General features: G+C 61.5%; 19 protein-coding genes. 13 read left to right on the top strand and 6 right to left on the bottom strand.

Going from position 1 to position 22,568, the window contains the following annotated elements; genetic code table 11:
- Complete coding sequence (locus C4J84_RS16925; protein WP_124435777.1) at positions 1 to 996, top strand: GlxA family transcriptional regulator; 996 nt, start codon at positions 1 to 3, stop codon at positions 994 to 996.
- Here the strand turns inward: C4J84_RS16925 and C4J84_RS16920 are convergent.
- The 3 genes from C4J84_RS16920 to C4J84_RS16910 form a co-directional block, all read right to left on the bottom strand.
- Positions 968 to 1,138, bottom strand: coding sequence for a DUF2986 domain-containing protein (locus tag C4J84_RS16920; RefSeq protein WP_124435776.1), 171 nt, complete (start codon positions 1,136 to 1,138; stop codon positions 968 to 970). The two genes, C4J84_RS16925 and C4J84_RS16920, sit on opposite strands and share 29 nt — an antisense overlap.
- 130 nt (positions 1,139 to 1,268) lie before the next feature.
- Positions 1,269 to 2,297, bottom strand: a complete 1,029-nt coding sequence (locus C4J84_RS16915; protein ID WP_124435775.1) for an alpha/beta fold hydrolase — start codon at positions 2,295 to 2,297, stop codon at positions 1,269 to 1,271.
- Positions 2,298 to 2,421: 124 nt separating this feature from the next.
- On the bottom strand, positions 2,422 to 3,033 hold the full coding sequence (locus C4J84_RS16910; protein WP_124435774.1) for a transferase: 612 nt from the start codon (positions 3,031 to 3,033) through the stop codon (positions 2,422 to 2,424).
- Between the two features lie 388 nt (positions 3,034 to 3,421).
- Here C4J84_RS16910 and C4J84_RS16905 point away from each other — a divergent pair, with 388 nt between their 5' ends.
- Both C4J84_RS16905 and C4J84_RS16900 read left to right on the top strand, forming a co-directional pair.
- On the top strand, positions 3,422 to 3,724 hold the full coding sequence (locus C4J84_RS16905; RefSeq protein ID WP_124371321.1) for a type II toxin-antitoxin system RelE/ParE family toxin: 303 nt from the start codon (positions 3,422 to 3,424) through the stop codon (positions 3,722 to 3,724).
- 1 nt (position 3,725) lies between these two features.
- Complete coding sequence (locus C4J84_RS16900; protein ID WP_124371320.1) at positions 3,726 to 4,103, top strand: addiction module antidote protein; 378 nt, start codon at positions 3,726 to 3,728, stop codon at positions 4,101 to 4,103.
- Positions 4,104 to 4,147: 44 nt separating this feature from the next.
- Here the strand turns inward: C4J84_RS16900 and gudD are convergent, their stop codons facing one another.
- Entirely contained in the window at positions 4,148 to 5,473 is a 1,326-nt protein-coding gene (gudD, locus tag C4J84_RS16895) for a glucarate dehydratase (protein ID WP_124435773.1), read from the bottom strand.
- Between the two features lie 18 nt (positions 5,474 to 5,491).
- Positions 5,492 to 6,853, bottom strand: a complete 1,362-nt coding sequence (locus tag C4J84_RS16890) for an MFS transporter (protein WP_124435772.1) — start codon at positions 6,851 to 6,853, stop codon at positions 5,492 to 5,494.
- 336 nt (positions 6,854 to 7,189) lie between these two features.
- Between C4J84_RS16890 and C4J84_RS16885 the strand changes: the two genes are divergently transcribed.
- The 8 genes from C4J84_RS16885 to C4J84_RS16850 all read left to right on the top strand — a co-directional run bounded on the left by C4J84_RS16885 (position 7,190) and on the right by C4J84_RS16850 (position 18,207).
- The gene (locus C4J84_RS16885; protein ID WP_124435771.1) at positions 7,190 to 7,900 is read left to right on the top strand and encodes a FadR/GntR family transcriptional regulator; all 711 of its coding nucleotides are present in this window, start codon (positions 7,190 to 7,192) and stop codon (positions 7,898 to 7,900) included.
- A 13-nt stretch (positions 7,901 to 7,913) separates the two neighbouring features.
- On the top strand, positions 7,914 to 8,609 hold the full coding sequence (locus tag C4J84_RS16880; protein WP_124435770.1) for a tRNA (adenine(22)-N(1))-methyltransferase TrmK: 696 nt from the start codon (positions 7,914 to 7,916) through the stop codon (positions 8,607 to 8,609).
- A 240-nt stretch (positions 8,610 to 8,849) separates the two neighbouring features.
- On the top strand, positions 8,850 to 10,907 hold the full coding sequence (locus tag C4J84_RS16875; RefSeq protein ID WP_124435769.1) for a methyl-accepting chemotaxis protein: 2,058 nt from the start codon (positions 8,850 to 8,852) through the stop codon (positions 10,905 to 10,907).
- 67 nt (positions 10,908 to 10,974) lie between these two features.
- Positions 10,975 to 11,601 (top strand): glutathione S-transferase family protein, encoded by a 627-nt coding sequence (locus tag C4J84_RS16870; RefSeq protein ID WP_124435768.1) that lies wholly within the window; start codon positions 10,975 to 10,977, stop codon positions 11,599 to 11,601.
- An 84-nt stretch (positions 11,602 to 11,685) separates the two neighbouring features.
- The gene (locus C4J84_RS16865) at positions 11,686 to 13,419 is read left to right on the top strand and encodes an OPT family oligopeptide transporter (RefSeq protein WP_124435767.1); all 1,734 of its coding nucleotides are present in this window, start codon (positions 11,686 to 11,688) and stop codon (positions 13,417 to 13,419) included.
- Between the two features lie 211 nt (positions 13,420 to 13,630).
- Entirely contained in the window at positions 13,631 to 13,981 is a 351-nt protein-coding gene (locus tag C4J84_RS16860; RefSeq protein ID WP_177412751.1) for a type III secretion apparatus InvB, read from the top strand.
- Between the two features lie 128 nt (positions 13,982 to 14,109).
- Entirely contained in the window at positions 14,110 to 16,620 is a 2,511-nt protein-coding gene (locus C4J84_RS16855) for a hypothetical protein (RefSeq protein ID WP_164487815.1), read from the top strand.
- Positions 16,621 to 16,800: 180 nt separating this feature from the next.
- Positions 16,801 to 18,207, top strand: a complete 1,407-nt coding sequence (locus tag C4J84_RS16850; RefSeq protein ID WP_124435764.1) for an amino acid permease — start codon at positions 16,801 to 16,803, stop codon at positions 18,205 to 18,207.
- 79 nt (positions 18,208 to 18,286) lie between these two features.
- Here C4J84_RS16850 and C4J84_RS16845 read toward each other — a convergent pair whose 3' ends face one another.
- Positions 18,287 to 20,053, bottom strand: coding sequence for a S8/S53 family peptidase (locus C4J84_RS16845; RefSeq protein WP_124435763.1), 1,767 nt, complete (start codon positions 20,051 to 20,053; stop codon positions 18,287 to 18,289).
- Positions 20,054 to 20,186: 133 nt separating this feature from the next.
- On the opposite strand from C4J84_RS16845, the gene C4J84_RS16840 reads away from it, so the two are divergent.
- Both C4J84_RS16840 and C4J84_RS16835 read left to right on the top strand, forming a co-directional pair.
- Positions 20,187 to 21,641, top strand: a complete 1,455-nt coding sequence (locus tag C4J84_RS16840; protein WP_124435762.1) for an MFS transporter — start codon at positions 20,187 to 20,189, stop codon at positions 21,639 to 21,641.
- 135 nt (positions 21,642 to 21,776) lie between these two features.
- Positions 21,777 to 22,490: a hypothetical protein gene (locus tag C4J84_RS16835; protein WP_124435761.1), complete on the top strand. Its 714-nt coding sequence runs from the start codon at positions 21,777 to 21,779 to the stop codon at positions 22,488 to 22,490.
- The last annotated feature ends 78 nt before the right edge of the window (positions 22,491 to 22,568 follow it).

Raw genomic sequence — 22,568 nt, 5'->3', positions numbered from 1 at the left:
ATGAGCGTGCCGGTGCTGTTCGTGCTGTTGCCCAATGTGCTGATGCTCGACCTGGCGGGGCCTGCCGAAGTGCTGCGCCTGGCCGCGCAGGCCGACGACCCGGCGGCGGTGGATTTCGAGCTGCAGTACGTCAGCCCGGTGGAATCCCTGCACAGCTCCATCGGTTTGCCGTTAACCGGCCTGGCGCCCTTGCCGACCCGCTTGGCGCCGGGCACCCTGGTGGTGTTGGTCGGCTCCAGCATGAAGGTGGACAAAGCACGCCAGCAGGCCTTCGAATCCGCCAGCGACAGCCTGGTGCAATGGTTGCAGACGGTGTTTGCACCCTCAGCCGAGCGCTTGATATGCGTGTGCGCCGGTGCGCTGACTGCCGCCCGCGCCGGGCTGCTCGACGGGCGCCAATGCACCACGCACCACACGCTGTGCGCCACCCTTCAGGCTCTCGCGCCCAAGGCCCGGGTCCTGGAAAACCGGCTGTACGTCACCGATGGTCGGGTCAGTTGCAGCGCCGGGATCACCGCCGGTATCGATATGATGCTGCACCTGGTCGCCGAGCGTGCCGGGCCAAGGCTGGCGTGCGCCGTCGCGCGGGACATGGTGGTGTACCTGCGTCGCAGCGGCACCGACCCGCAGTTATCGCCGTGGATAGCCGGTCGTAATCACCTGCACCCGGCAGTCCATCGTGTACAAGACGCCATTGCCGCCGCCCCCTGCGACGCCTGGACTGTCACCCGCATGGCGGACCTGGCCTGCACCGGCAGCCGCCATCTGGCGCGCCTGTTCCACGAGCATGTCGGCATCAGCCCGCTGGATTACCTGCACCGTCTGCGCCTGGCCGTGGCTCGCAAGCTGCTGGTGGAGTCGAGCCTGGACATCGAAACCGTCGCCGAACGCGCAGGCTTTGGTTCGGCGCGCCATCTGCGGCGTATCTGGGGCAAATATGAAGCGGGCACGCCTTCAGCGATGCGCCTTATTCAGCCGGCGTCTCAGGGGGCGTAACCGACTCCTGGCCGGTCTCGGCCGCCAGCTTTAAACGGTCCGCCTTGCTGACGTATGTATCTTTGCTCTTCGGCGCCAGTTTGGCACTGGCCTTTTTGGCCTTGGCCTTGAAGAGCTGCTTGAGTTTTTTCTGGCGGTTCATGTGCGTTGGCCTGATGGGGGAGGGCGCGGATGATACCAGTTTGAAAACTGTGGCCGTGGTCCTGGATTGAAAGGCACCTGTCAAGGATGCGCTGTACCTGCGGCGATGGAGCAAGCGCCTTCGCCACAGATTAATGTGCGAGGAACTTGCTGATCAGCGTGACCACCTGCTGCTGGATCGCCGCCCGAGGCCGCCCGCCCGCGCCATCCTGGCAAATGATGCCGTCGCCAGGCGCATCCTCGTCGAGCATTGCCGCTGCGCCGGGTTTGCACTGCGCCATAAAGCTGAAGTGGCTCGCATCGCTGATTTCCACGTATTGCGTTGACGCCTTGGGGAGCCGCTTGGCCAGGTCGGCGGACTCCAGTTGCGTAGGCAATTCCACGGATGGCACGCCAGCGGCGATTACCAGTACCGGCACTGGCAGCGCGGCCAGGCTTGCATCGGTAAAACCGCGCGACAGGCCAATGTCCAGGGACACCACCGCAGTGACGCGCTTGTCGCTCAAGGCAGCAGACAATTGAGCCTCGCCAGCCGGAGCACCGGCGGGGTTCATTTGCTGGTAGACGCTGCAACTGCTCAGTTGTGGATGGACGCCGCAATCCTTGGCGAAGCGCGCGGGATCAAAACGCGCACCGGCGCTTTCCAGCACGGTCCAGCCGCCGAGGGAGTGACCTGCCAGTGCAATGCGGCTTTGCGCCACGGCGCCGAACTGCTCGGGCTGTGCAAGCACCGAGTCAATGACACGACTCAGGTCTTCGGGCCGCTGCCACAATCGTGCGGCTGCGGCGGGGCTGCGATCTTTGGTAGTGCTGCCCGGATGATTGACCGCCGCCACGATATAACCCTGACGGGCCAACGCACTGCCCAGCCACGCCTGATTGCCCCAATTGCCACGATAGCCGTGGGAAAGCACCACCAGCGGGTGTTCGCCGTTGGTCGGCGGTGCGTCGGGTACGGCGAGGGTGCCGTAGAAAACCATGTCGTCTCGGATCAGCCGTGGCGTGGCTTCGGTTATCGCGGGATACCAGACCACTAATTCCAGCGGGCGCAGGTTGTGTACATCGGACAGCGTGACGGTTTTGAAGCCGACAGGGTAGTCGTTGGCGAATGCGTGGCCGGTCAGGCAAATCAGGAACAGGGCGGCGAGGGCGGTTTTCACTGTTTTTATCGTCCTTGAAGTGAGGGCGCAGCATGAACTGGAACAGGCAGTTTTGGTAGGCGCGCAGACCTTTTACCGCCGAACGCTTTACGGATCATCCTGAACAAGGAAAGCCGCCTGCTGCTCAATCGTAAGCGAACTGGTCAACCAACCCCAGACGTGGAACATGGCTGTTGGGTAGCAATATCGCGCCGGGAGCGATGACTGCATTTGCGCCAATCTTGCAGCCGTCGCCCACCAGGGCACCGAATTTGTTCACGCCTGTCTCTATCACGCCGGTTGCATGGCGGATCCTGATCGCCGCGCCATCCAGTTCGTTACGATAATTGGCGATGATTGCGCCGGCCTCGATATTCACGCCTTCGCCAATCAGTGAGTCGCCGACAAAATTGAAGTGCGCCAACTTGCTGCCCCCCAGCATGAAGGTGCTTTTCAATTCGCAGCTGGGCCCCACGATGCAATGGCTGCCCAGATAAACCCCGCCCCGCAGGTACGCACCCGCCGCCACGAATGAGCCTTCGCCGATGATAATCGGGCCCTTCAGCACAGCGCCTTCTTCGACGATGGCGCTTTCATGGATGGCGCAGTCACCGTGGCGGCGAAAGCCTGGGCCAAGGCGCGAAAGCAGGGCTAGCACCTGGTTTTCGCAGTCTTGGGATACCTGCCAGGCGGTTGGGGGAGTCAGGCCGAGTGAGGGCCATTGGGTAATGAAGGTGCTGATGTTGGGTGAACTCATGGAAAGCCTCCGGTTCGGGCTGCGAGCGTCAGGACAGAATAATGCGAGCCAGGTGACTTTTTACAGGGGTTGGCCTCCGCCGATCCAAATGTGGGAGGGGGCTTGCTCCCGATGGCGGTGTGTCAGTCAGCCATTTTTTAACTGATAGACCGCCATCGGGAGCAAGCCCCCTCCCACATTGGATGTGTGCTGTGTCAGCGGGCGATCAGGGCGCCACGCCGGGGCGCCGTTGTTTGATCGGCCGCTTTAAACGCGGGGGAAACAGGTGCTAATAGTATCGATCGGCCGCTCGGGCGGGTGCTGGACTAGGGTTTTGCTTGCGGCTTTCATCGCAATTAAAAATTCACTGGCATCAACAGGGAGTAGCCAGTAGGCTACATGTGGCTTTGTGATCAATACGATTGGCAGGACGCCCGAGTTCGATACATGGCTCGACGGTATGAAGGATGTTTGGGGGAAAGCAGCGGTGCTGACCCGTCTCGACCGCGCCGAAGAGAACAATTTTGGCGACTGTGCGCCTGTCGGCGACGGCCTGAGCGAAATGCGTGTATTTGTCGGGCCAGGCTACAGGATTTATTTTGTACGCACGGGCATCACCGCTTACTTGATGTTATGGGGAAGCGATAAAACCGACCAGAAAAGAGGAATCAAGCGGGCAAAAGAGATCCTCGATGCCCTGAGAGGTGGATGAAATGAGCAAATCGAAATTCAAACCCGAGGACATGCCGATCCTCGATCTGGATACATCCGGTACCCGTGTCTACGAAGCTTCACGCTTCCTCGACAATCCGCAGGCTATCAGCGCTTATCTGGCGCAGAGCATGAAGTCTCAGGACCCGCACGTCCTCATGAAGGCCCTTGCCGAGGTGGCCAAGGCCCAGGGCGTGAACAAGGTGGCCGAGGCGGCGGGGGTTAATCGGGAGAGTCTTTATAAAACCCTCAAAGGCGGCTCCAAAACGCGCTATGAGACGATCCAGAAGTTGATGGTGGCACTCGGAGTGGAGCTGACGGTGCAGCCGATTGCGAGCAAGCAAGCGCCTGGGGCAAAGCCGGCGACGGCCGGCCAATAATCGACCATGACACTGAAGACAGTGGCCGGCTTTGCCTCGAGGTCTCACCGCACCAGGCAAGGTCGCTTGTTGTTGAAGCTCCAACCTGGAATCAGGTACTGCATCGCCACGCTGTCGTCCCGCGCGCCCAGCCCCATGCCTTTGTATAACTCATGGGCCTTGGCCACGGCATCCATGTCGATATCCACCCCAAGGCCCGCCTTGGCCGGCACTTTTACGTAGCCGCCCTCAATCTGCAGGGGCGCCTTGGTCAGGCGCTGGCCGTCCTGCCAGATCCAGTGGGTGTCGATGGCGGTGATCTCGCCGGGTGCGGCGGCGGCCACCTGGGTGAACATGGCCAGGGAAATATCGAAATGGTTGTTGGAATGCGAACCCCAGGTCAGGCCCCACTCGTTGCACAGTTGCGCTACCCGCACCGAGCCCTGCATCGTCCAGAAGTGCGGGTCGGCGAGGGGAATGTCCACCGATTGCAGCTGGATCGCATGGCCCATTTCACGCCAGTCGGTGGCGATCATGTTGGTGGCGGTTTTCAGGCCTGTGGCGCGGCGGAACTCGGCCATGACTTCGCGGCCCGAGTAACCGTTTTCCGCACCGCAGGGGTCTTCGGCATAGGCGAGTACGTGATGCTGGTCACGGCACAGGCGGATCGCCTCCTTGAGTGACCAGGCGCCGTTGGGGTCGAGGGTGATACGCGCATCGGGGAAGCGTTCGGCCAGGGCCGTAACGGCTTCGATTTCTGCATCGCCACTCAGCACGCCGCCCTTGAGCTTGAAGTCGTTGAAGCCGTATTTGGCTTTGGCGGCTTCGGCCAGGCGTACCACGGCGTCGGCGGTCAGGGCTTTCTCGTGGCGCAGGCGGAACCAGTCGTCGTCGGCGTCGGCCTCGTTGCGATAGGCCAGGTCCGTTGCGCTGCGGTCACCGACGTAGAACAGATAACCGAGCATTTTTACCGCATCGCGTTGCTGGCCCTCTCCGAGCAGGGCCGCCACCGGAACTTCGAGGAATTGCCCGAGCAAGTCGAGCAGGGCAGCCTCCATCGCGGTAACGGCGTGAATGGTGATACGCAGATCAAAGGTTTGCAGCCCACGACCGGCCGCGTCCCGCGAGGCAAAGGTGGTGCGCATTTGATTGAGGATGCGCTGGTACTGCCCGATGGGCTGGCCGATCACCAGGCCGCGCGCGTCTTCCAGGGTTTCGCGGATGCGCTCGCCACCGGGCACTTCGCCTACGCCGGTGTTGCCGCAACTGTCCTTGAGAATGACGATATTGCGGGTGAAATAAGGGCCGTGGGCGCCGCTGAGGTTCAGCAGCATGCTGTCGTGGCCGGCGACCGGGATGACTTGGAAATGGGTGACAACAGGCGTGTTCATGGCAAAGTCCTTATACGCTCAAATAGATTTGCTGACGGCGGCGCCGGTTGGCGCAACGCTGGGCGACATCAAGCCGGCAGACGGTGACGTCTTGGCGAAAAACACCAGGATGGCCGCGAGCACAGAGGTGCCGGCCAGGCCGTAAAGCCCGCCCTGGATCGAGCCGGTGGTTTGTTCCAGGAAGCCAAAGGTGGTCGGTGCGACAAAGCCACCCAGGTTGCCGATGGAGTTGATCAGCGCGATCACCGCGGCGGCGATGCGCACGTCGAGGTAGCCCTGTGGGATCGGCCAGAACAGCGAAGAAGCGGATTTGAAACCGATGGCCGCAAAGCAGATCGCCACGAAGGCGAAGATCGGCCCGCCCGTGGTGGACATGAACATCCCGGCTGCCGCGATCAACAAGGCTGCCGCGACCCAGGCCTGCTGGAATTTGAACTTGCCCGACAGCGATGCGAAGGCGTACATGGCGATGATCGAGATCAGCCAGGGAATCGAGTTGAAGAACCCGACCTGCACATCGCTCAGGTCACCCATTTTCTTGATGATGCTCGGCAGCCAGAACGTCGCTGCGTAAATCGTCAGTTGGATGCAGAAATACAAGGCGCAGAACAGCATGATCTGACGGTCCTTGAGCAGTTTGCCGATGGTCGGTTTGACCGTGGTCAGGGCTTCGCGATCACGCTGTTCCTGATCGATGGCGCCCACCAGTGCGTCCTGTTCTTCGCGGCTCAGCCACTTGGCGTCATGGGGCTTGGAGTCCAGCCAGAACCAGACGAAGAAGCCCAGCGCCACCGAGGCCAGGCCTTCGATGGCGAACATCCATTGCCAGCCGTGAAAGCCCAGGCCTTCGATCTGCAATAGCGCACCCGACAGCGGGCCGGAGATCAGTGACGCAACCGCCGAGCCACTGAGGAAAATCGCAATGGCTTTGCCGCGCTCCACGCCTGGCAACCAGCGGGTGAAGTAGTAGATCACGCCGGGAAAGAAGCCCGCTTCAGCCACGCCCAGCAAAAAGCGCAGGATGTAGAAGTGGGTTTCGTTCTGGATGAACGCCATCATCGTGGCGACGATGCCCCAGGTGAACATGATGCGGGTCAGCCAGATGCGCGCGCCGACTTTTTGCAGCAGCATGTTCGACGGCACTTCGAAGATCGCGTAGCCGATGAAGAACAGCCCGGCACCGAAGCCATAGGCCGCCGCGCCGATGCCCAGGTCGTGCTCCATGTGCGTGCGCACGAAGCCGATGTTGACCCGGTCGATGTAGTTGAGGATGAACATGATCACGAACAGTGGGAGCACATGGCCCTTCACTTTGCTCACGGCGCGGGTGAGCACCGAATCAGTTTCTGGTGTGGCAGATGCATAGCTTGAATTGTTCACAATTCAAAACTCCCCCTGATTTGTTTTTATGCGGGTTTGCGTGTCTTGTTGCCAGACATCATACAAGTTGTTTTTTGAAAACCGCAATGCGTTGGGATCTGTATTTATTCTTATAAAAGCGAAGAGCAGGCGTTCTTTTGGTTATGTAATAGATTTTTAATGGGTTTAAAAGCCTTGTAGCCGTCAGAATCCCCGGCAAAAAATCCCCGATACAGGAATGGAATTGATGTGTTTTAGGTTGGTTGTCATACAAGTTGGACGTTTCATGAATCAACCCAACGCCGCGCCTGAGCCCAGTGTTAAGCTCCCACCAGCCCAACCCCGTGGAACCTGGCAATGCCCATTGAAAACGCCCCCGCTGTGCGCAAACGCTCCACCAACCTGGCCCAGGGCGTGGTCCACGCACTGACCCAGCGCATCCTGCTCGGGCAGCTCAAACCCGGTGAAAAACTGCCGTCCGAATCCACCATCGTGCTTGAGCACGGGGTCAGCCGTACGGTGGTGCGCGAGGCCATCTCCAAGCTGCAAGCCTCTGGCCTGGTGGAGACGCGCCACGGCATCGGCACCTTCGTCCTGGCACAACACCCCCAGCAAGGCTTGCGCCTGCATGTGGACACGGTCGCCAGCGTGCGCAACATGCTGGAGCTGCGTCTGGGTCTGGAGGTGCAAGCCGTGGCGCTGGCCGCGCTGCGCCGTACCGACGAGCAACTGGCGCACATGCGTCAGGCGCTGGACGACTACCAGGCCTCCTTGGCCAACAACGACAGCTGCGTGGAAGAAGACAAGCGCTTTCACCAACTAATCGCCGAGGCCACCGGCAACACGTTTTTCAGCGAAATCATGCAGCACCTGGGCACTGCGATGATCCCCCGTGCCCTGGTGCTGGGCGCCGAGCGCGGCGGCGCGGATTTTGCCAAGCTGGGGCAACTGGCGAACCTGGAGCATGAGGCGATCTTCAATGCGCTCAAGCGCCAGGATCCGGATGCCGCGCGGGCGGCGATGGTGCTGCATTTGACCAATAGCCGGGATCGATTTTCCGGCGAATGACAAGGACTCTCTGTTGAACGAACACACATTGTCCATGCGCCTGGAGCGCGTGGCGGCATGGGTGCCGGTTGGCGCGCGCCTGGCTGATATCGGCTCGGACCATGCTTACCTGCCGGTGGCGCTGATGCGTCGTGGTGTGATTGCCCACGCTGTGGCGGGAGAGGTCGCGGCCACGCCCTTTCGCGCGGCCCAGCGCACCGTACACGCCAACGACCTGGAGCAGTGCATCCGCGTACGCCGGGCCGATGGTCTGGCAGCCATCGAACCGGACGACGCCATCACCGCTGTCAGCCTGTGCGGCATGGGCGGCGAGACGATCCGCGACATCCTCGACAGCGGTAAAGCGCGGTTGAGCGGCCGGGAACGCCTGATCCTGCAACCCAACGGCGGCGAGCAACCGTTGCGCCACTGGTTGATGGACAACGGCTACCGAATCCTGCACGAGGAGCTGCTGCATGAGAATCGCTTCTACTACGAAATCATCGTCGCCGAACGTAGCGGGCCGGTGAACTACACCGATGAGCAGCTGTACTTCGGGCCACTGCACCTGCAGGCGCGCACCCTGATGTTCGTGGCGAAATGGCAACGCCTGCTGCGCGAGAAACACAAGACGCTTGCCGGTTTCGAGAAGGCCAGGCAGTCGGTGCCGCAAGCAAAACGGCAAGAAATTGCCCAGCACATCCAATGGATTACCCATGTGCTGGGCTGAACGCCGCCGCGTACAGCGTAGCGCCCCCGAAACTTTTGTCCCCGGCGGTTACAGAGCGTGCCCGCCACTGAGTGCTTTTGCCCCATTTTCGCGCACCGCCGTCCCGTTTCGCGGTGCCATCACGCGTATCGCCAAGGTTTCAACCTGCGGCCCATATCTTGCTAATCAATGACATGGCATTTTGCCGTTAGTTATTTCACACGCTGTGAAGCTTGAGTTCGTTCAGGGGAGTTGCAGGGCATGCAAAGACTTTTATCACCGGGTATCCGCCTGCTTGGGCGGTTCGGTTTCGCGCGCAAGTTCCAGGTGCTGTTCTTCCTGTTCATGCTGCCGCTGGCCGGGAGCCTGTGGATGATCGGCCAGGATTACCGCGACAAGCTCGCGGTGATTTCCAGCGAACAGTCCGGTGTGCGCCAACTGTTGGCGCTGGACTCGCTCGATGTGCAACTGACCGCCCAACGCAACCTGGCCGCCCGCTGGAAAGCCCTGGACATCCTGCATACGCCAACCCCTGCCGCCCAGGCCGCAATGGACAAGGTGGACGCTGGCAGCCCAGTGATCCAGCAAGGCCTGCAAACCCTGGGCGACGCGCTCAGAACCCATAACGCCAGCGCCGATACCCTGGCGCGCTTCGACACCTTGCAGGTAGCGGTCAAGGGCATGGACACCCAGGCCCTGCGCACCGTCGGCTGGTGGCCGGATGGCTATGACCGCTTCACCGCGGCCCTGACCGCCATGCAATCGCTGCGCGAACAGATCACCCTGGACGCCGGCCTGATCCTCGATCCATGGCTGGAAACCTACCTGTTGATGCAGATTTCCAGCCAGCACACCCCGGACCTGATCGAGCGTATCGGGCGCACGGCCAGCGTCGGCCAATCCTCGATCGCCTCGGGCCAGTTCACCCTGCAAAGCCGTTTGCAGATGCGCGACCTGCGCGGCCGCATCGGAGATGCGCGCGACCAGTTGGTCAAGGCAGCCGGCGCGCTCAAAGCCAGGCAATACCCAGGCCTCGAGCCTTGGACGGTGCAGTACGAAACCAGCCTGCAACGCCTGGACAGCGAGCTGAAGACCCTGGACGAGGGCGTCTTCGGCGGCACCATCAAGCTCGACACCGCCGCGTTCAACCAAAGCGTTGACGCCATGCTCGCGGCCTTGGGCGCGTTGCGCAGCCAGTCGCTGCATTCGCTCGACGCGCGCTTGAGTTACTACCGTGAGCGCTCGCTGCAGCACTTCATCCCCGTGGCGGCGACGTTCAGCCTGCTGGCGCTGGCGGCGTTGTACCTGTTCGTCTGCCTGCAAGCGTCGATCCGCCGCAGCGCCAGCGGCATCACGACGCTGGCCGAGTCCTTGCGCGACGGCAACCTGCGCGTCGAAGTGGCGGTGGAGGGGCGCGACGAACTGGCCGCCATCAGCACGGCGCTCAACGTCGCCGTGGTGCAACTGCGCGCCAGCCTGCTCGGCGTCAATCATGAAACCCAGCAGCTGGGCGCCACCGTGCTCACCCTCAACGCGCAATCGGGCAGCACCCTCACCGAAGTCGAAGACCAGCAACACCAGATCAGCCAGATTGCCGCAGCCGCCACCCAGTTGGCCGCCACCTCCCTGGGCGTCGCCAAAAGTTGCGAGCAGGCTGCCGACAGCGCCCAGCAGACCCGGCGTATTGCCGAGGACAGCAGCCGCGACAGCCAGCGCACCACGGCCAGCATCCAGCAACTCAACCAGCGCCTGACCGACACCGCCAACGCGCTGGAACAAGTCAGCCAGCAGGGCCAGCAGATTCAATCGGTGGTCGACACCATTCGCGGGATCGCCGAGCAGACCAACCTGCTGGCCCTCAATGCCGCCATCGAAGCTGCCCGCGCCGGCGAGCAAGGTCGCGGATTCGCCGTGGTCGCCGATGAGGTGCGCAGCCTGTCGCAACGCACCCAGGCGTCCACCGCGCAGATCGCCAGCACCGTGGACAGCTTGCGCGCCACGGTCAGCCAGGCCGTCAGCCTGATGGGCGCCGCCTGCAACCAGGCGCTCAGTGACGCCGAATCCGTCACCGGCCTGGGCACGCGCCTCGGCGAAATCGCCGGTGCCGTGCAGAACGTCACCGACACCCTTGCGCAAATCGCCGCCGCCGTGGAAGAACAGGCCACAACGGCCGACGAGGTGAGCGGCAATATCCAGCAGGTGGACCAGGCGGCCGGGCGCTTGCTCGACGGCGCGCGGGCGGTCAATCAGGCCGCCGACAGCCTGAGCAAGGGCAGCCGGGCGTTGAGTGCTAACACGGCGCGGTTTCGATTGGACTGAGCGCCCATTCAGGGCACTCTGCCGCTGCCGCGTAGTCTTCTCCTTAACCCTAACGGAGCTGCCCCCTATGATTACCGTTCACCACCTCAACAATTCGCGCTCCCAGCGCATCCTCTGGTTGCTCGAAGAGCTGGGCCTGCCCTACGAGATCAAGCGCTACCAGCGCGACCCGAAAACCAACCTCGCGCCTCCCGAGCTCAAGGCCATTCACCCGCTGGGCAAATCGCCGGTGATCGAGGACGGCTCCCGTGTACTGATTGAATCGGCCGCCATCATCGACTACCTGATCCGCCGCCACGGCAACGGCCAACTGCAGCCCGATCCGGCCAGCGCCAGCTACGATCAATACGTGCAGTGGCTGCATTTTGCCGAGGGCTCGGCCATGCTGCCGTTGATGCTCAACCTCTACGTCGGGCGCCTGGGTGAAGCCGGCGCACCGCTGCATCCGCGCATTGAATCGGAGCTGGCCAACTACCTCGGCTACCTGAATGACGTGCTCGGGCAAACCCCGTACCTGGTGGGTGACGAGCTGACCGGTGCGGACATCCAGATGAGCTTTATCGGCGAGATTGCCAAGGCGCAGGGCAAGCTGCAGGCATACCCGAACCTGGCGGCATGGGTAGACAAGCTCCAGCAACGACCGGCTTATCGCAAGGCAGTGGAGCAGGGCGGTGAGTATGCGTTCGCCAAATAGAGGCGCATGAAGGACCGCTGAACCTTTGCGCCAGGCAGCGCTCACTTAACCAGTGGCGCTGTCTTCTGGTCGAAAGGAATCTGCATGCATCCCATCTCGTCACCCCTCCCCGTAGAACGCGAACTCAGCCTGCGGGCAGTCATCACCGGGGTCCTGCTCGGCATCCTGCTGACCCCGTCCAATGTGTACGCGGGCCTCAAAATCGGCTGGTCGTTCAACATGTCGATCATCGCGTTGCTGATTGGCTATGCGGTCTGGCAAGGCCTGGCCAAGCGCTCTGCTGCGGCGGTGCCGTGGACGCTGCACGAAAGCAACATCAACCAGACCGTCGCCTCGGCCGCCGCGTCGATCATTTCCGGCGGGCTGGTCGCGCCCATCCCGGCTTACACCTTGCTCACGGGCAACCAGCTGGAGGCAATCCCGATGATCGCCTGGGTGTTTTCGGTGAGCTTCCTGGGGATCTGGATCGCGTGGTACCTGCGGCCCTCATTGCTCAATGACAAGGCGCTGAAGTTTCCCGAAGGCATGGCCACCCTGGAGACCTTGCTGCACATCTACAACCACGGGCGCGAAGCCGCGACACGCTTGAAAGTGCTGCTCAGCGCCGCCATGTTGTCGGGGCTGGTCAAGTGGGTGGATACCTTCCTGTGGGCGCTGCCGCGCTGGTCGCCGACCGCACAGCTTGAGCGACTGACGTTTAGCGCAGACCCTTCGCTGCTGTTACTGGGGTTCGGCGGCATCATCGGCATTCGCGTCGGCCTGACCTTGCTGCTCGGCGCCGTGCTGGCCTGGGGCGGGCTGGGGCCATGGCTGTTGGCGCAAGGACTGGTGAACATTGCGGCGGGTAGCAGCGGCCCACAATTTGCCGCGCTGGTGGAATGGCTGCTGTGGCCAGGGGTGAGCCTGATGGTGTGTTCCACCCTGGCGTCATTGGCGATTCGGTTGTGGGCGCTGCATCGCTCCACCCGGGCGGGCGGCGGCACGCCGTGGACGCTGCCCAAGCCGGGCCCTGCCGCCGGCTTCATCCTGGCGATCGGCTTGGTGGTGAGCCTGCAGGCGCTGTTGTTCGGTATCAACCTGTGGATGGCACTGTTGACCATTCCCCTGGCAATCTGCCTGGCTGCCGTGGCGGCGCGGGTGGTGGGGGCCACTGGTATACCGCCGATTGGCGCAATCGGGCAGCTGTCCCAACTGAGCTTCGGCATCGCCGCGCCGGGGCAGGTGCCGATCAACCTGATGAGCGCCAACACGGCCGGCGGTTCGGCCGGGCAATGCACGGACTTGATGAACGACTTCAAGGTGGGCAAGGCGATTGGCGCTACGCCACACAAGCAGGTTATCGCGCAAATCCTGGGGATTTTCGTCGGCAGCATCGTCGGCGTATTCGCCTACCTGGCACTGATCCCCGACCCCCAGAGCATGCTGCTCACCGAGCAATGGCCGGCGCCGGCCGTGGCCACCTGGAAAGCCGTGGCGCAAACCCTGACCCACGGGCTGGACTCACTGTCGCCGAGCATTCGCTGGGCGATTGCCATCGCGGCCTTGATCGGTGCAGCGCTGGGTATGCTCGACAGCATGTTGCCTGTCGATCGTGCCCGCTATCTGCCCAGCGCGGCGGCATTGGGACTGGCGTTTGTATTGCCGGCCTCCGTGTCGCTGATGATGGCGTTGGGGGCGGTGGTGACCTGGGTGATCAGCTGCCGTTGGCCAAGCCTTACCGAGCGTTTTGCGATTACCGCAGCGGCCGGGCTTATCGCCGGCGAGAGCATCACCGGCGTGGGGGCTTCCTTGTGGCAGATGATGATGCAGGCGGGTTAACGCACGAACGGTGCGTGAGTTGCCAGGTGGAACTGTTTGTGGAAGTTCGCCACTCATAGTCCGCCCCTCTTACATGCATTGAAAGGGGGCATCTGGATAATTCAGGAAGGTCGGTTGTAACCGCTTGAGGCACAGTGGCTGACGCTTGAGGGCATAGGCTGTGAATTCTGATATATCGAAAACACTACGCAAGACTTTATTGGATTTTGGCGTGCCCCAAGAACAAATAGGGCACTTTGATCGTCACTCGTCGATCGTACTTAACTTTAAAACTATCAGCCCGATCATGCTGACTGCTGATCATCACAGGGTGTGGATGTGGAGTGAGTTAACTACCTTGAACGGCGCCACGCTGAATACTCATGCGGAAAAACTGCTGCTTGCACTGCAATACCCATTGCCATCGGTAGTCACGGGCCAGGCCGTGTTGGGTAAAGGTCTACGTGGTTACGAAGTCAAGGCTTTGCTGGATGATACGTGTAGTGGTTCAGCCACACATCTGCAGGGGGCGTTGGATGGGTTTTTCAGGCTGATGATATCGCTGCACGGCATTTTCAAGTAAGCATCGTCCGACGTTAGTTATCTTATCCAATGAGAGTGAACACTGTGCCGATTAACAATACTACCGTTTTAAGAGCGTCGGCCGAGCTAGCGTCTGACCCTGACAGCAACTTGAAGAATGTCGAGTTCGTGAAGAACTTCGATTACCTGAAAAACAAGCCAATTGAACTGCAGTCGAACGCAGTGCCCACAGTCACACTCAACGCTGAGGGGCAGGCGCGCCCGGTCAGTTTTCTCTACGGCGACGCGCAGCCCGCGCAAATCAGAAATGGCGCCATTTATAACGCCGTTATCACCAGTGATATCGTTGAAAAATACTCTCAGGACCGTATCTTGCCGGGCAAGGCGTTAATCAAGGATGGTGCGCTGAGCCTGGGGTTGAACAGGTTCAGGATGGCGGGGCCGACTGAAACCCAAACTCAGAAAATTCTCACTCGACTGCGCAGTATCCACGATCCTGATCAGCGTAAAGCAGAGCTGGTCAAGCTGGTCGTCAACGGCTCAGCGCAAGTTGCTGACGGTGCGATGAAGCTGAAAATGGTCAACGACCCGGTACGGCGTGCATTCGAAAGCTACTATGCCAAACATGCGTTGCAGGATTACTTCCGCTCGCCGGACATTTATAAAACCTTCTGCGCTATCTCAAACAACCAAGTGAATTACATCAAGGACAACTATGTCAGCGCACCGTTGTTCGAGAAATATGAGGCCGCTTGGAAAAATCAAAGTTTCGACACCCGCATCGTCGGTTTGGATCAGCTTCAGGGTTTCTACACGCGTGCCGAGAAAACCTTGGAAACCTTGAGTATTTCACCCGAGGCCAGAGCGGCCTTGTTTGATATCTACAAACACCGATATTTGAGCTACGCGCTGAAAAATGAACCGGATGCCGAGGCAAAACTCCCGGCAGGTCATTGGGACGGTGTGTTTGATCCCATCAGGGCACCGGGCAAAGGCCGTATAGAACTCAATGCCCGAGAAGGCAACCTGTTCAGGCAGGCCGACAGTTACAACGTCGGTATTTTGCGAAACATCGACGCGGCGCCCAGGGATTTGCGCCTGAACGAACCTTTTAATATTACGTATGAAAATGACTACAAGAACCAGTTGTTAGCCAGCGCCAGCACCCGTTGCCCCGACAGGCTTGAGATGCAGGATCCTGAACATCCTGATGCATCTCAACCCGGTTCTTATATGAAGACGCTTTTTGAAAAAGGCACAGGGACTTACGTCAACGGGCCGTCGGGTTCAATCGTGATTGAACAGGGGGCGGTACGTGCTTGCAAAGCGGTGCATGCCGATACACACCCTGACGACCTTGAAACCTATTTGGCCATCCAGGCCTTGCTGTTCATTTACGTGGATGGCGGGCACTCGATGGATGAAATTTCATACGCGCTGACGCATCCGAAGGTCCAGAATAAATTGCTTGAGGATTTTTCGGGTAGACCCGGGTTCGAGCATATTGGCGATAAGCTTTTCATGAATTATCACGCCCTGGAAAATGCCGCGAAAGACGCCGCTGCCTTTAATGATGTGCTTAAGGCCAAGGACGCCGCTCACCTGCAAATCACCCATGGCGACCCGGCGCGACAGGCTTCCCGGGCGACCACCAAAGAGTTGGCCTTCGCACAGACCGTCGCGGCGAGAAGCGTGCTTTACAAGCCCAGTGACATCCTGACCGGAGAGCTTGCGGCGGCAGCCAAGGTGTTGCATCGCGTGGTCTCGAACCTGAGCGCAGAACATCAGAAAATGATGGGTGCTCATTTGCTGGGGGAAGGACGGCTGCTGGCTGGAAAAACGACGGATGACTTGCTTGCAGCATTGGCGCGAGCCGCAGGCGCGCAGGCGGCAACGGGCAGCGTGGCTGCGAGCGCCACCGATAGAGCGGTGGTTATCGCACTGATGGGCGATATCGGCGGGTTTTACACCACCCCCGGCAATGCAGATGAGGGGCTGATGACAGCCCTCAACCATCTGCTCAAAGCCCAGGGGCTGGAGGTGCCGGATACTGTCGCCATCCAGCACTTGCGTGAGCAAGGCGGCTCTGCGGTTGTCGGCCCGGATAAACGCGCTGAACGAAAGGTCCGTTCGTTCAATTCGCCGGCCGACATGCCTTTTCGAGCAGGCGTACATAACAGCGGGCTGGAAGCGGATAAGGCACTCAATGTCCCCGCATCTGAACGTATTCCTGACAATCGCTGGGCGGTTTTTGACATTGGGACGGCCCGCGTCAAAGAAACGACCGAGCCGCTTGTCGGGCATATGTCAGCGTCGCCGGCCGAGATTTTACAGGCTTGGGACATGCTGCGCGGCGTAAGCGCACACGATCAATACGTGGGTGCGCTGCCCGATGGTCCCCGCGCTCAAGACGGTGGCACCATCATGCCTATGTCGGTCTTGGCGCCGGCCGAGCAGGACCAGCGCTATGCGCGTGCGGCAGGGGCGGGTGCGTTTTTGGTCGGCTTGGGTTATCACAGCGCGGTCGAAGTGCTGGAAGGAACGTTGGTTTATACCGGGCAAAGCATCAGAGCCGAAGGCACACTGGATCCTTCCCAGCGTGATTCCGCTGATGTCTTCGGGCATGGGGCGGCAACCGACCTCATGAGCGAGCTATTCAAGTCCAGTACAGCAGCGTGATGGGCTGTCGGGCAATCATGCGTCCCCATTGATTGCCCGGTGCGCATGCTGTGCCCTCAAACGTTGCAGTCGATTGGCCGATGTCGAGATCAGACACGATGATGCCGCGCTCAGGCTACTTTGGCGTTGTCCTGCGCACTTAAGGTGAGGGGTATTGGTCGCCCGAGAACAACAAAAACAATGAATAGCCTCAACTGCAACGATTCCAACGCTCAGCTGGCGCAGGGTTTCAAGCCGCGCCACGTCACCATGTTGTCGATCGCAGGCATCATCGGCGCGGGGTTGTTTGTCGGCTCCGGGCATGCCATCGCGGCGGCGGGGCCGGCGGTGTTGCTGGCTTATCTGTGCTCCGGCCTGCTGGTGGTGCTGGTGATGCGCATGCTCGGGGAGATGGCGGTGGCGCGCCCCGACACCGGCTCGTTTTCCACCTATGCCGACCAGGCCATTGGCCGTTGGGCAGGCTTCACCATCGGCTGGTTGTATTGGTGGTTCTGGGTGTTGGTGATTCCGATCGAGGCGCTGGCTGCCGGGCATGTGCTCAATCAGTGGTTTCCTCAGGTCGATGCATGGTTGTTTGCGTTGTTGTCGATCATTTTGCTGGTGATCACCAACCTGTTCAGCGTTGCCAAATATGGCGAGTTCGAGTTCTGGTTCGCGATGGCCAAGGTCATCGCCATCGTCGGTTTCATCGGCCTGGGGTTCAGCGTGCTGATGGGCTGGATTCCGGATCGTGAAGCCAGCGGCTTGAGCCGCTTGATGCAAGAGCACGGCGGCTTTGCACCCAATGGCCTGTCGGCCGTGGTGGGGGCGTTCATCACCATCATGTTCAGCTTCATCGGTACCGAGGCGGTGACCATCGCCGCGGCCGAATCGAGCAACCCGGCGCAGAACATCGCCAAGGCGACCCGCTCGGTGATCTGGCGCATCGGCGTGTTTTACCTGTTGTCGATCTCGATCGTTATTTCCGTGGTGCCGTGGAACGATCCCCTGCTGGCATCCGTGGGTTCTTACCAGCGTGCGCTGGAGTTGATGAACATTCCCAACGCCAAGTTCATGGTCGACCTGGTGGTATTGATCGCCGTGGCCAGTTGCATGAACTCCTCGATCTACATCTCCTCGCGCATGCTGTTCTCCCTGGGTAAACGCGGCGATGCGCCACGCGCCCTCAAACGCACGTCAGCGGCGGGCGTGCCCAGGGCGGCGGTGATTGCCAGCACCATCCTGGGTGCGGGAGTGACGCTGCTGAGTTACTTCATGCCCGCCGGGCTGTTCCAGTTTCTGCTTGCCAGTTCCGGTGCCATCGCGTTGCTGGTGTATCTGGTCATCGCCATCTCGCAACTGCGCATGCGTCGGCTGCTGCTCAAGCAGAACGTCGAGCTGACCTTTCGCATGTGGCTGTTTCCCTGGCTGACTTATCTGGTCATCGCGTTCATCTGCGCGGCGCTGGCCGTGATGATGGTGACGCCGGAACACCGCACCGAAGTGTCCTCGACGATTGGCCTGGCCCTGGTGATCTCCTTTATCGGCCTGGTCACTTCGCGTCAACAGGGGCAGGCGGTCAAACCGGTGGCGCTGGAGCATTCCTGATCATCTGTGCGCAGTAGGTGGGACGCGGAGCGTCCCAGGAGGCATTCCCACGCAGAGCGTGGGAACGATCAGGTGCGGTTCAGCGCACCCGCGTCCGGCTTTGCACCGCCAGGTCCAGCGCCTTCTGCATATCCAACCGAGCCGAGCGCCCGACGTCCTTGTCGTTGAGCTGGTAGTTGCGCTCCGATGGAAGGATCGGCGCGGTGAGGTCCTGGGCGTCGCTGCGTTCAAAGTCGTGGTTCTCGCCGATCGCCATGGCGCTGCGGCGCAACAGCATGCGCAGCTGTTCGGGTTGCAGTTGCGGGTTGATCGACAGCATCGCCGCCAGCAAGCCTGCGACCATCGGCGTGGCGTAGGAGGTGCCGCAATGCACGGCGCCTTCCTGGCCGGCGTCGGGCGTGGACGCGTGGGCGCAGGCGGCAGCGGTGATGTCGACGCGCATGTCCACATTCGAGGAGCTGCGTGTAAGGGCATAGGCTGGGTCATCGACGGCAACGCCGCCACGCACGTTACGCTGGTGTCCGCCCACGACCAGCAACTGCTCGGTGATGAAGGAGGAGGGCAGGCGGTACTCGTCGCTGCCAGAGAATGCCGAACCGTTACCGGCGGAGTTCACCACGATCACATCGGGGTGTTCCTTGCGCAGCCACAGGAAGAACTCTTCGAGCAGTTCTTCGTAGCCACTCATGGCAATTCCCGAGCGCACCAGCGAGTCGACGTCATTGCCATTGACGTCCTTGGTTCCGACGCGATGAATGCCCCAGCTCCAGTTGAGCACGCGCACCCCGTCCTCCACGAGGTTGACCGAGGCGGCGATGTTGGCCGTGATGCCGGCATCGGAGTTGCGTTCGACAATCACGTCAAAGCCACCGCCGGCCTTGTCCAGCCCACGCAAAAAGCCGGTGTTGCCGCCGTTGTCCCAGCCTGCCGCAAGGATACCGGCGACGGTGGTGCCATGGCTGCTCGCCGCACCCGTATCGCGGGCGTAGACGCAGGTACGCCTGGGGGCGCAGGCACCGAGGTAGTCGGCGAAATCTGCGGTGTCGAAATCCACGCCGCGCTCGATCAGGCCGATGCGCACCGGTTGCGGCGTGATAGGTGTGTGTTGGCCCGGGATGCGCCGCTGATAATAGGCCACCGCGTCGAGAAAGCGGTTGGCGGCCCATTCATCGGAGTCGGGCGATGGCTTCTGCGGTTTTTCGTGGCGCGTGGCGGCGTGCTCGGTTTCTTCGGCGGCGGATTCTTCGATCACCACCGCATCCACGCTGGTCTCGCTGCCCAGGCGTAGCACCAAGGCGTCGCGCTGCAGCAGGTCGGTGGCCGGCAGGCGCAGTTGGAACAGGTTCAGCGGCGCGATGCTGCCGACCACGCTCGCGCCGTATTTGCGCGCGAGGCGCTCGGCTTCCTGGCGGCCGTCGTGGTCTTCCTCGATCAGCACGCTGACCAGGTCGACATAGGTGGTCAGGCCGTCCATGTTCTTCGCCACTTCGCTGGGCCCGGCGGCGACGACATGGCTATTGCGCAGAGTCAGCCAGGCCGCGTTACTGGCGCGCGGGCCGTCTTCGAGCCACAGCGGGCCGCTCTGGTAGTGCGTGCTGTCCAGGCGCAGGCGCAACTGGTCGCCGTCGCGCTGGAGCGTCTGCGCCGGCAGCGCCTTGCCCGCCAGTTTCACCTGCGGCGTTGCTTCACCCAGCCCGTGCACACTCAGGCACCAATCCTGCTCCCGGCTTTGCAGCAGGTCGCCGCAGCGTTTCAGGTTTTCCAGTCGCAGCGGCTCCTGGGCCATGGCCGCCGTGCTGGCGGCCAGGGTGAGCAGCATCGCGAGGGCAGCATTATTCAGAGGCATCAGTGGGTTCCTTGCCGGGGCCTGATACTGCGACTCCACCCACCCGCCGTTCGTTCAGCGCGACCACGTTGAACTCCCTCGCCACAGCCTCACTCCTAACTGGACGAGGCAGTGCACATGGACGGATGTGACAATGACCCAGCCACACTCAAACACCCCTGGCACGCTGTTCGAGACCGACCTGCCCGCGCGCCTGGACCGCTTGCCCTGGGGCCGTTTCCACACCTTGCTGGTGTTCGCCCTCGGGATCACCTGGTTGCTCGACGGCCTGGAAGTGACCTTGGCCGGCTCGGTGTCCGGCGCGCTGAAAAGCAGCACCGGCCTGAACCTCAGCAACCTCGACATTGGCCTTGCCGGTGGCGTCTACATCGCCGGTGCCGTGCTGGGTGCGCTGCTGTTCGGCTGGCTAACCGACCGTCTGGGGCGACGCAAACTGTTCTTCATCACTCTGTGGCTCTACGTGGGCGCCACCGCAGCCACGGCGTTCTCCTTCAACCTGGAAACCTTCCTGCTGTTCCGCTTCCTGACCGGCATGGGCATCGGTGGCGAATACACCGCAATCAACTCGACCATCCAGGAATTCACCCCGGCGCGCTATCGCGGCTGGGTCGACCTGACCATCAACGGCACCTTCTGGCTGGGCGCAGCCCTGGGGGCCGGTGGCGCCATCGTGTTGCTCGACCCGCAGGTCGTGGGTGGCGACCTCGGCTGGCGCCTGTGCTTCGGCATCGGTGCCGCGCTGGGCCTGATCATCCTGGTGATGCGCCTGTGGCTGCCGGAAAGCCCGCGCTGGTTGCTGATTCACGGCCAGCACGACGAAGCGCGACGCATCGTCGACGGCATCGAAGCGCGCCTGCGCGAACAAGGCCACGCACTGGCCCCAGTGACCGCCCCGCCGTTGCGGCTGCACGCGCGCGACCACACACCGCTGGCGGAGATTTTCCACACCCTGTTCGTCAGCTTTCGCCGTCGCGCCCTGGTCGGCATGACACTGCTCACTGCCCAGGCCTTCTTCTACAACGCGATCTTCTTCACCTACGCGCTGGTGCTCACCGACTTCTATGACGTGCCCGCCGAGCGCGTCGGCTGGTACGTCTTGCCGCTCGCCCTCGGCAACTTCTGCGGGCCGTTGCTGCTGGGACGGTTGTTTGACGTGGTCGGCCGGCGCGTGATGATCAGCTTCACCTACGCCACCTCCGGCGTGTTGCTGGCGCTCAGTGGCTACGCGTTCCAGCAAGGCTGGTTCGACGTGACCCAGCAAGCCGTGGCCTGGATGGTGATCTTCTTCTTCGCCTCGGCAGCGGCGAGTTCGGCGTACCTGACCGTGGCCGAGACCTTCCCGCTGGAAATACGCGCGCTGGCGATTGCGGTGTTCTATGCGTTCGGCACCGGGCTGGGCGGGATCATCGGGCCGACCTTGTTCGGGCAATTGATACAGACGCAACAGCGCGGGAGTTTGTTCGTGGGGTATTTGATCGGGGCAGCGTTGATGTGTGCGGCTGCCCTGGTGCAGGCAATTTGGGGTGTGGCGGCCGAGCGCAAGGCGTTGGAGCAGGTGGCGCGACCATTGTCGCAGGCGTCTGATTGAGGGCAGGCAGGTGGGCGCGCCCAGGCCGTTGGTGCTCGAGGTTCAACGACGGTTGTTTACGTCCCGAGCTGGTCTAAAGATCAAGCCTTTCACGTCGATAACCTTCATGAACCCGCCAATCATGGACAGATTGAAATGACACTCTCCATCAGCGCTACCACCATAGCCCCTGCCAATATCCGACTTGCGCCTTCCGAGCAGAAACTGACGCCCCAGGCACTGCCGGAGGCGGCCAAGCAACCTTTGGCAGATGCCGGGCCGGCTGCGGTCTATCATCCCAGCGAAGCCGCCCAAACCGCGAGCGAGCCACCGCAGGTGACCGACGTGTGGGTCGGGCGCTCCGAATCACCGGAGTTTCCTCGCTTCGTCGACCGCTTCCATAGTGCCCAGGCGGTGCTCAAAAGCGCCTTCACCGCGTTCGCATCCACCCTTAAGAGCACCGCCCCCGACCTGGCCAGAACCGATTATGGTTTTACCGTCGAAGCCGATGGCCGCCTGAAAGTCATCGACAAGGCCGGTCAGCTGAGCGACGCGAATATCAAGCGGCTCACCGAACTGCTCAATGGCTCCGCTGATTTGAAAACGGCCGCGGTGACCTTCCGCAACGCCGCCATCGACATGACAGACGCCGGCTCGCCCTGGTCCGGCAGCGGCATGGGCTACTACAGCCTGACCAACGAAAATTTCGCCAAGACCATTGATCTGGCGCCGTTGTTCAGAACCTATGACCCCTCGGATGTGAAGGGTGGCAGGGAACGGTTTTTTATCATTCAACTGACCTACAAAGGTGAGCGGGCCACGGCGGAGACGGAACGGGCGATGTATGCGCGGCGCGCGGCGCAGGCGTAGTAACGGCGCAATGGGTTGTGTGAGGCTGAGCGAGAGGGGCAGGTATTTAGCCACTTTCGGCGCAAAGTAGCCCCTTTC

This window comes from Pseudomonas sp. R11-23-07, from assembly GCF_003852295.1.
GTDB lineage: Bacteria > Pseudomonadota > Gammaproteobacteria > Pseudomonadales > Pseudomonadaceae > Aquipseudomonas.
The sequence above is the reverse complement of the archived record's forward strand: the minus strand, read 5'-3'. Positions and strand labels throughout refer to the sequence as shown.

Bases quoted from the DNA above. Each gene is read 5' to 3' on its own strand.
- gudD (WP_124435773.1), bottom strand. From the start codon at position 5,473: ATGAACACGCCTGTTGTCACCCATTTCCAAGTCATCCCGGTCGCCGGC.
- C4J84_RS16840 (WP_124435762.1), top strand. From the start codon at position 20,187: ATGACCCAGCCACACTCAAACACCCCTGGCACGCTGTTCGAGACCGAC.
- C4J84_RS16845 (WP_124435763.1), bottom strand. From the start codon at position 20,053: ATGCCTCTGAATAATGCTGCCCTCGCGATGCTGCTCACCCTGGCCGCC.
- C4J84_RS16870 (WP_124435768.1), top strand. From the start codon at position 10,975: ATGATTACCGTTCACCACCTCAACAATTCGCGCTCCCAGCGCATCCTC.
- C4J84_RS16925 (WP_124435777.1), top strand. From the start codon at position 1: ATGAGCGTGCCGGTGCTGTTCGTGCTGTTGCCCAATGTGCTGATGCTC.
- C4J84_RS16835 (WP_124435761.1), top strand. From the start codon at position 21,777: ATGACACTCTCCATCAGCGCTACCACCATAGCCCCTGCCAATATCCGA.
- C4J84_RS16875 (WP_124435769.1), top strand. From the start codon at position 8,850: ATGCAAAGACTTTTATCACCGGGTATCCGCCTGCTTGGGCGGTTCGGT.
- C4J84_RS16910 (WP_124435774.1), bottom strand. From the start codon at position 3,033: ATGAGTTCACCCAACATCAGCACCTTCATTACCCAATGGCCCTCACTC.
- C4J84_RS16900 (WP_124371320.1), top strand. From the start codon at position 3,726: ATGAGCAAATCGAAATTCAAACCCGAGGACATGCCGATCCTCGATCTG.
- C4J84_RS16885 (WP_124435771.1), top strand. From the start codon at position 7,190: ATGCCCATTGAAAACGCCCCCGCTGTGCGCAAACGCTCCACCAACCTG.
- C4J84_RS16920 (WP_124435776.1), bottom strand. From the start codon at position 1,138: ATGAACCGCCAGAAAAAACTCAAGCAGCTCTTCAAGGCCAAGGCCAAA.
- C4J84_RS16850 (WP_124435764.1), top strand. From the start codon at position 16,801: ATGAATAGCCTCAACTGCAACGATTCCAACGCTCAGCTGGCGCAGGGT.
- C4J84_RS16865 (WP_124435767.1), top strand. From the start codon at position 11,686: ATGCATCCCATCTCGTCACCCCTCCCCGTAGAACGCGAACTCAGCCTG.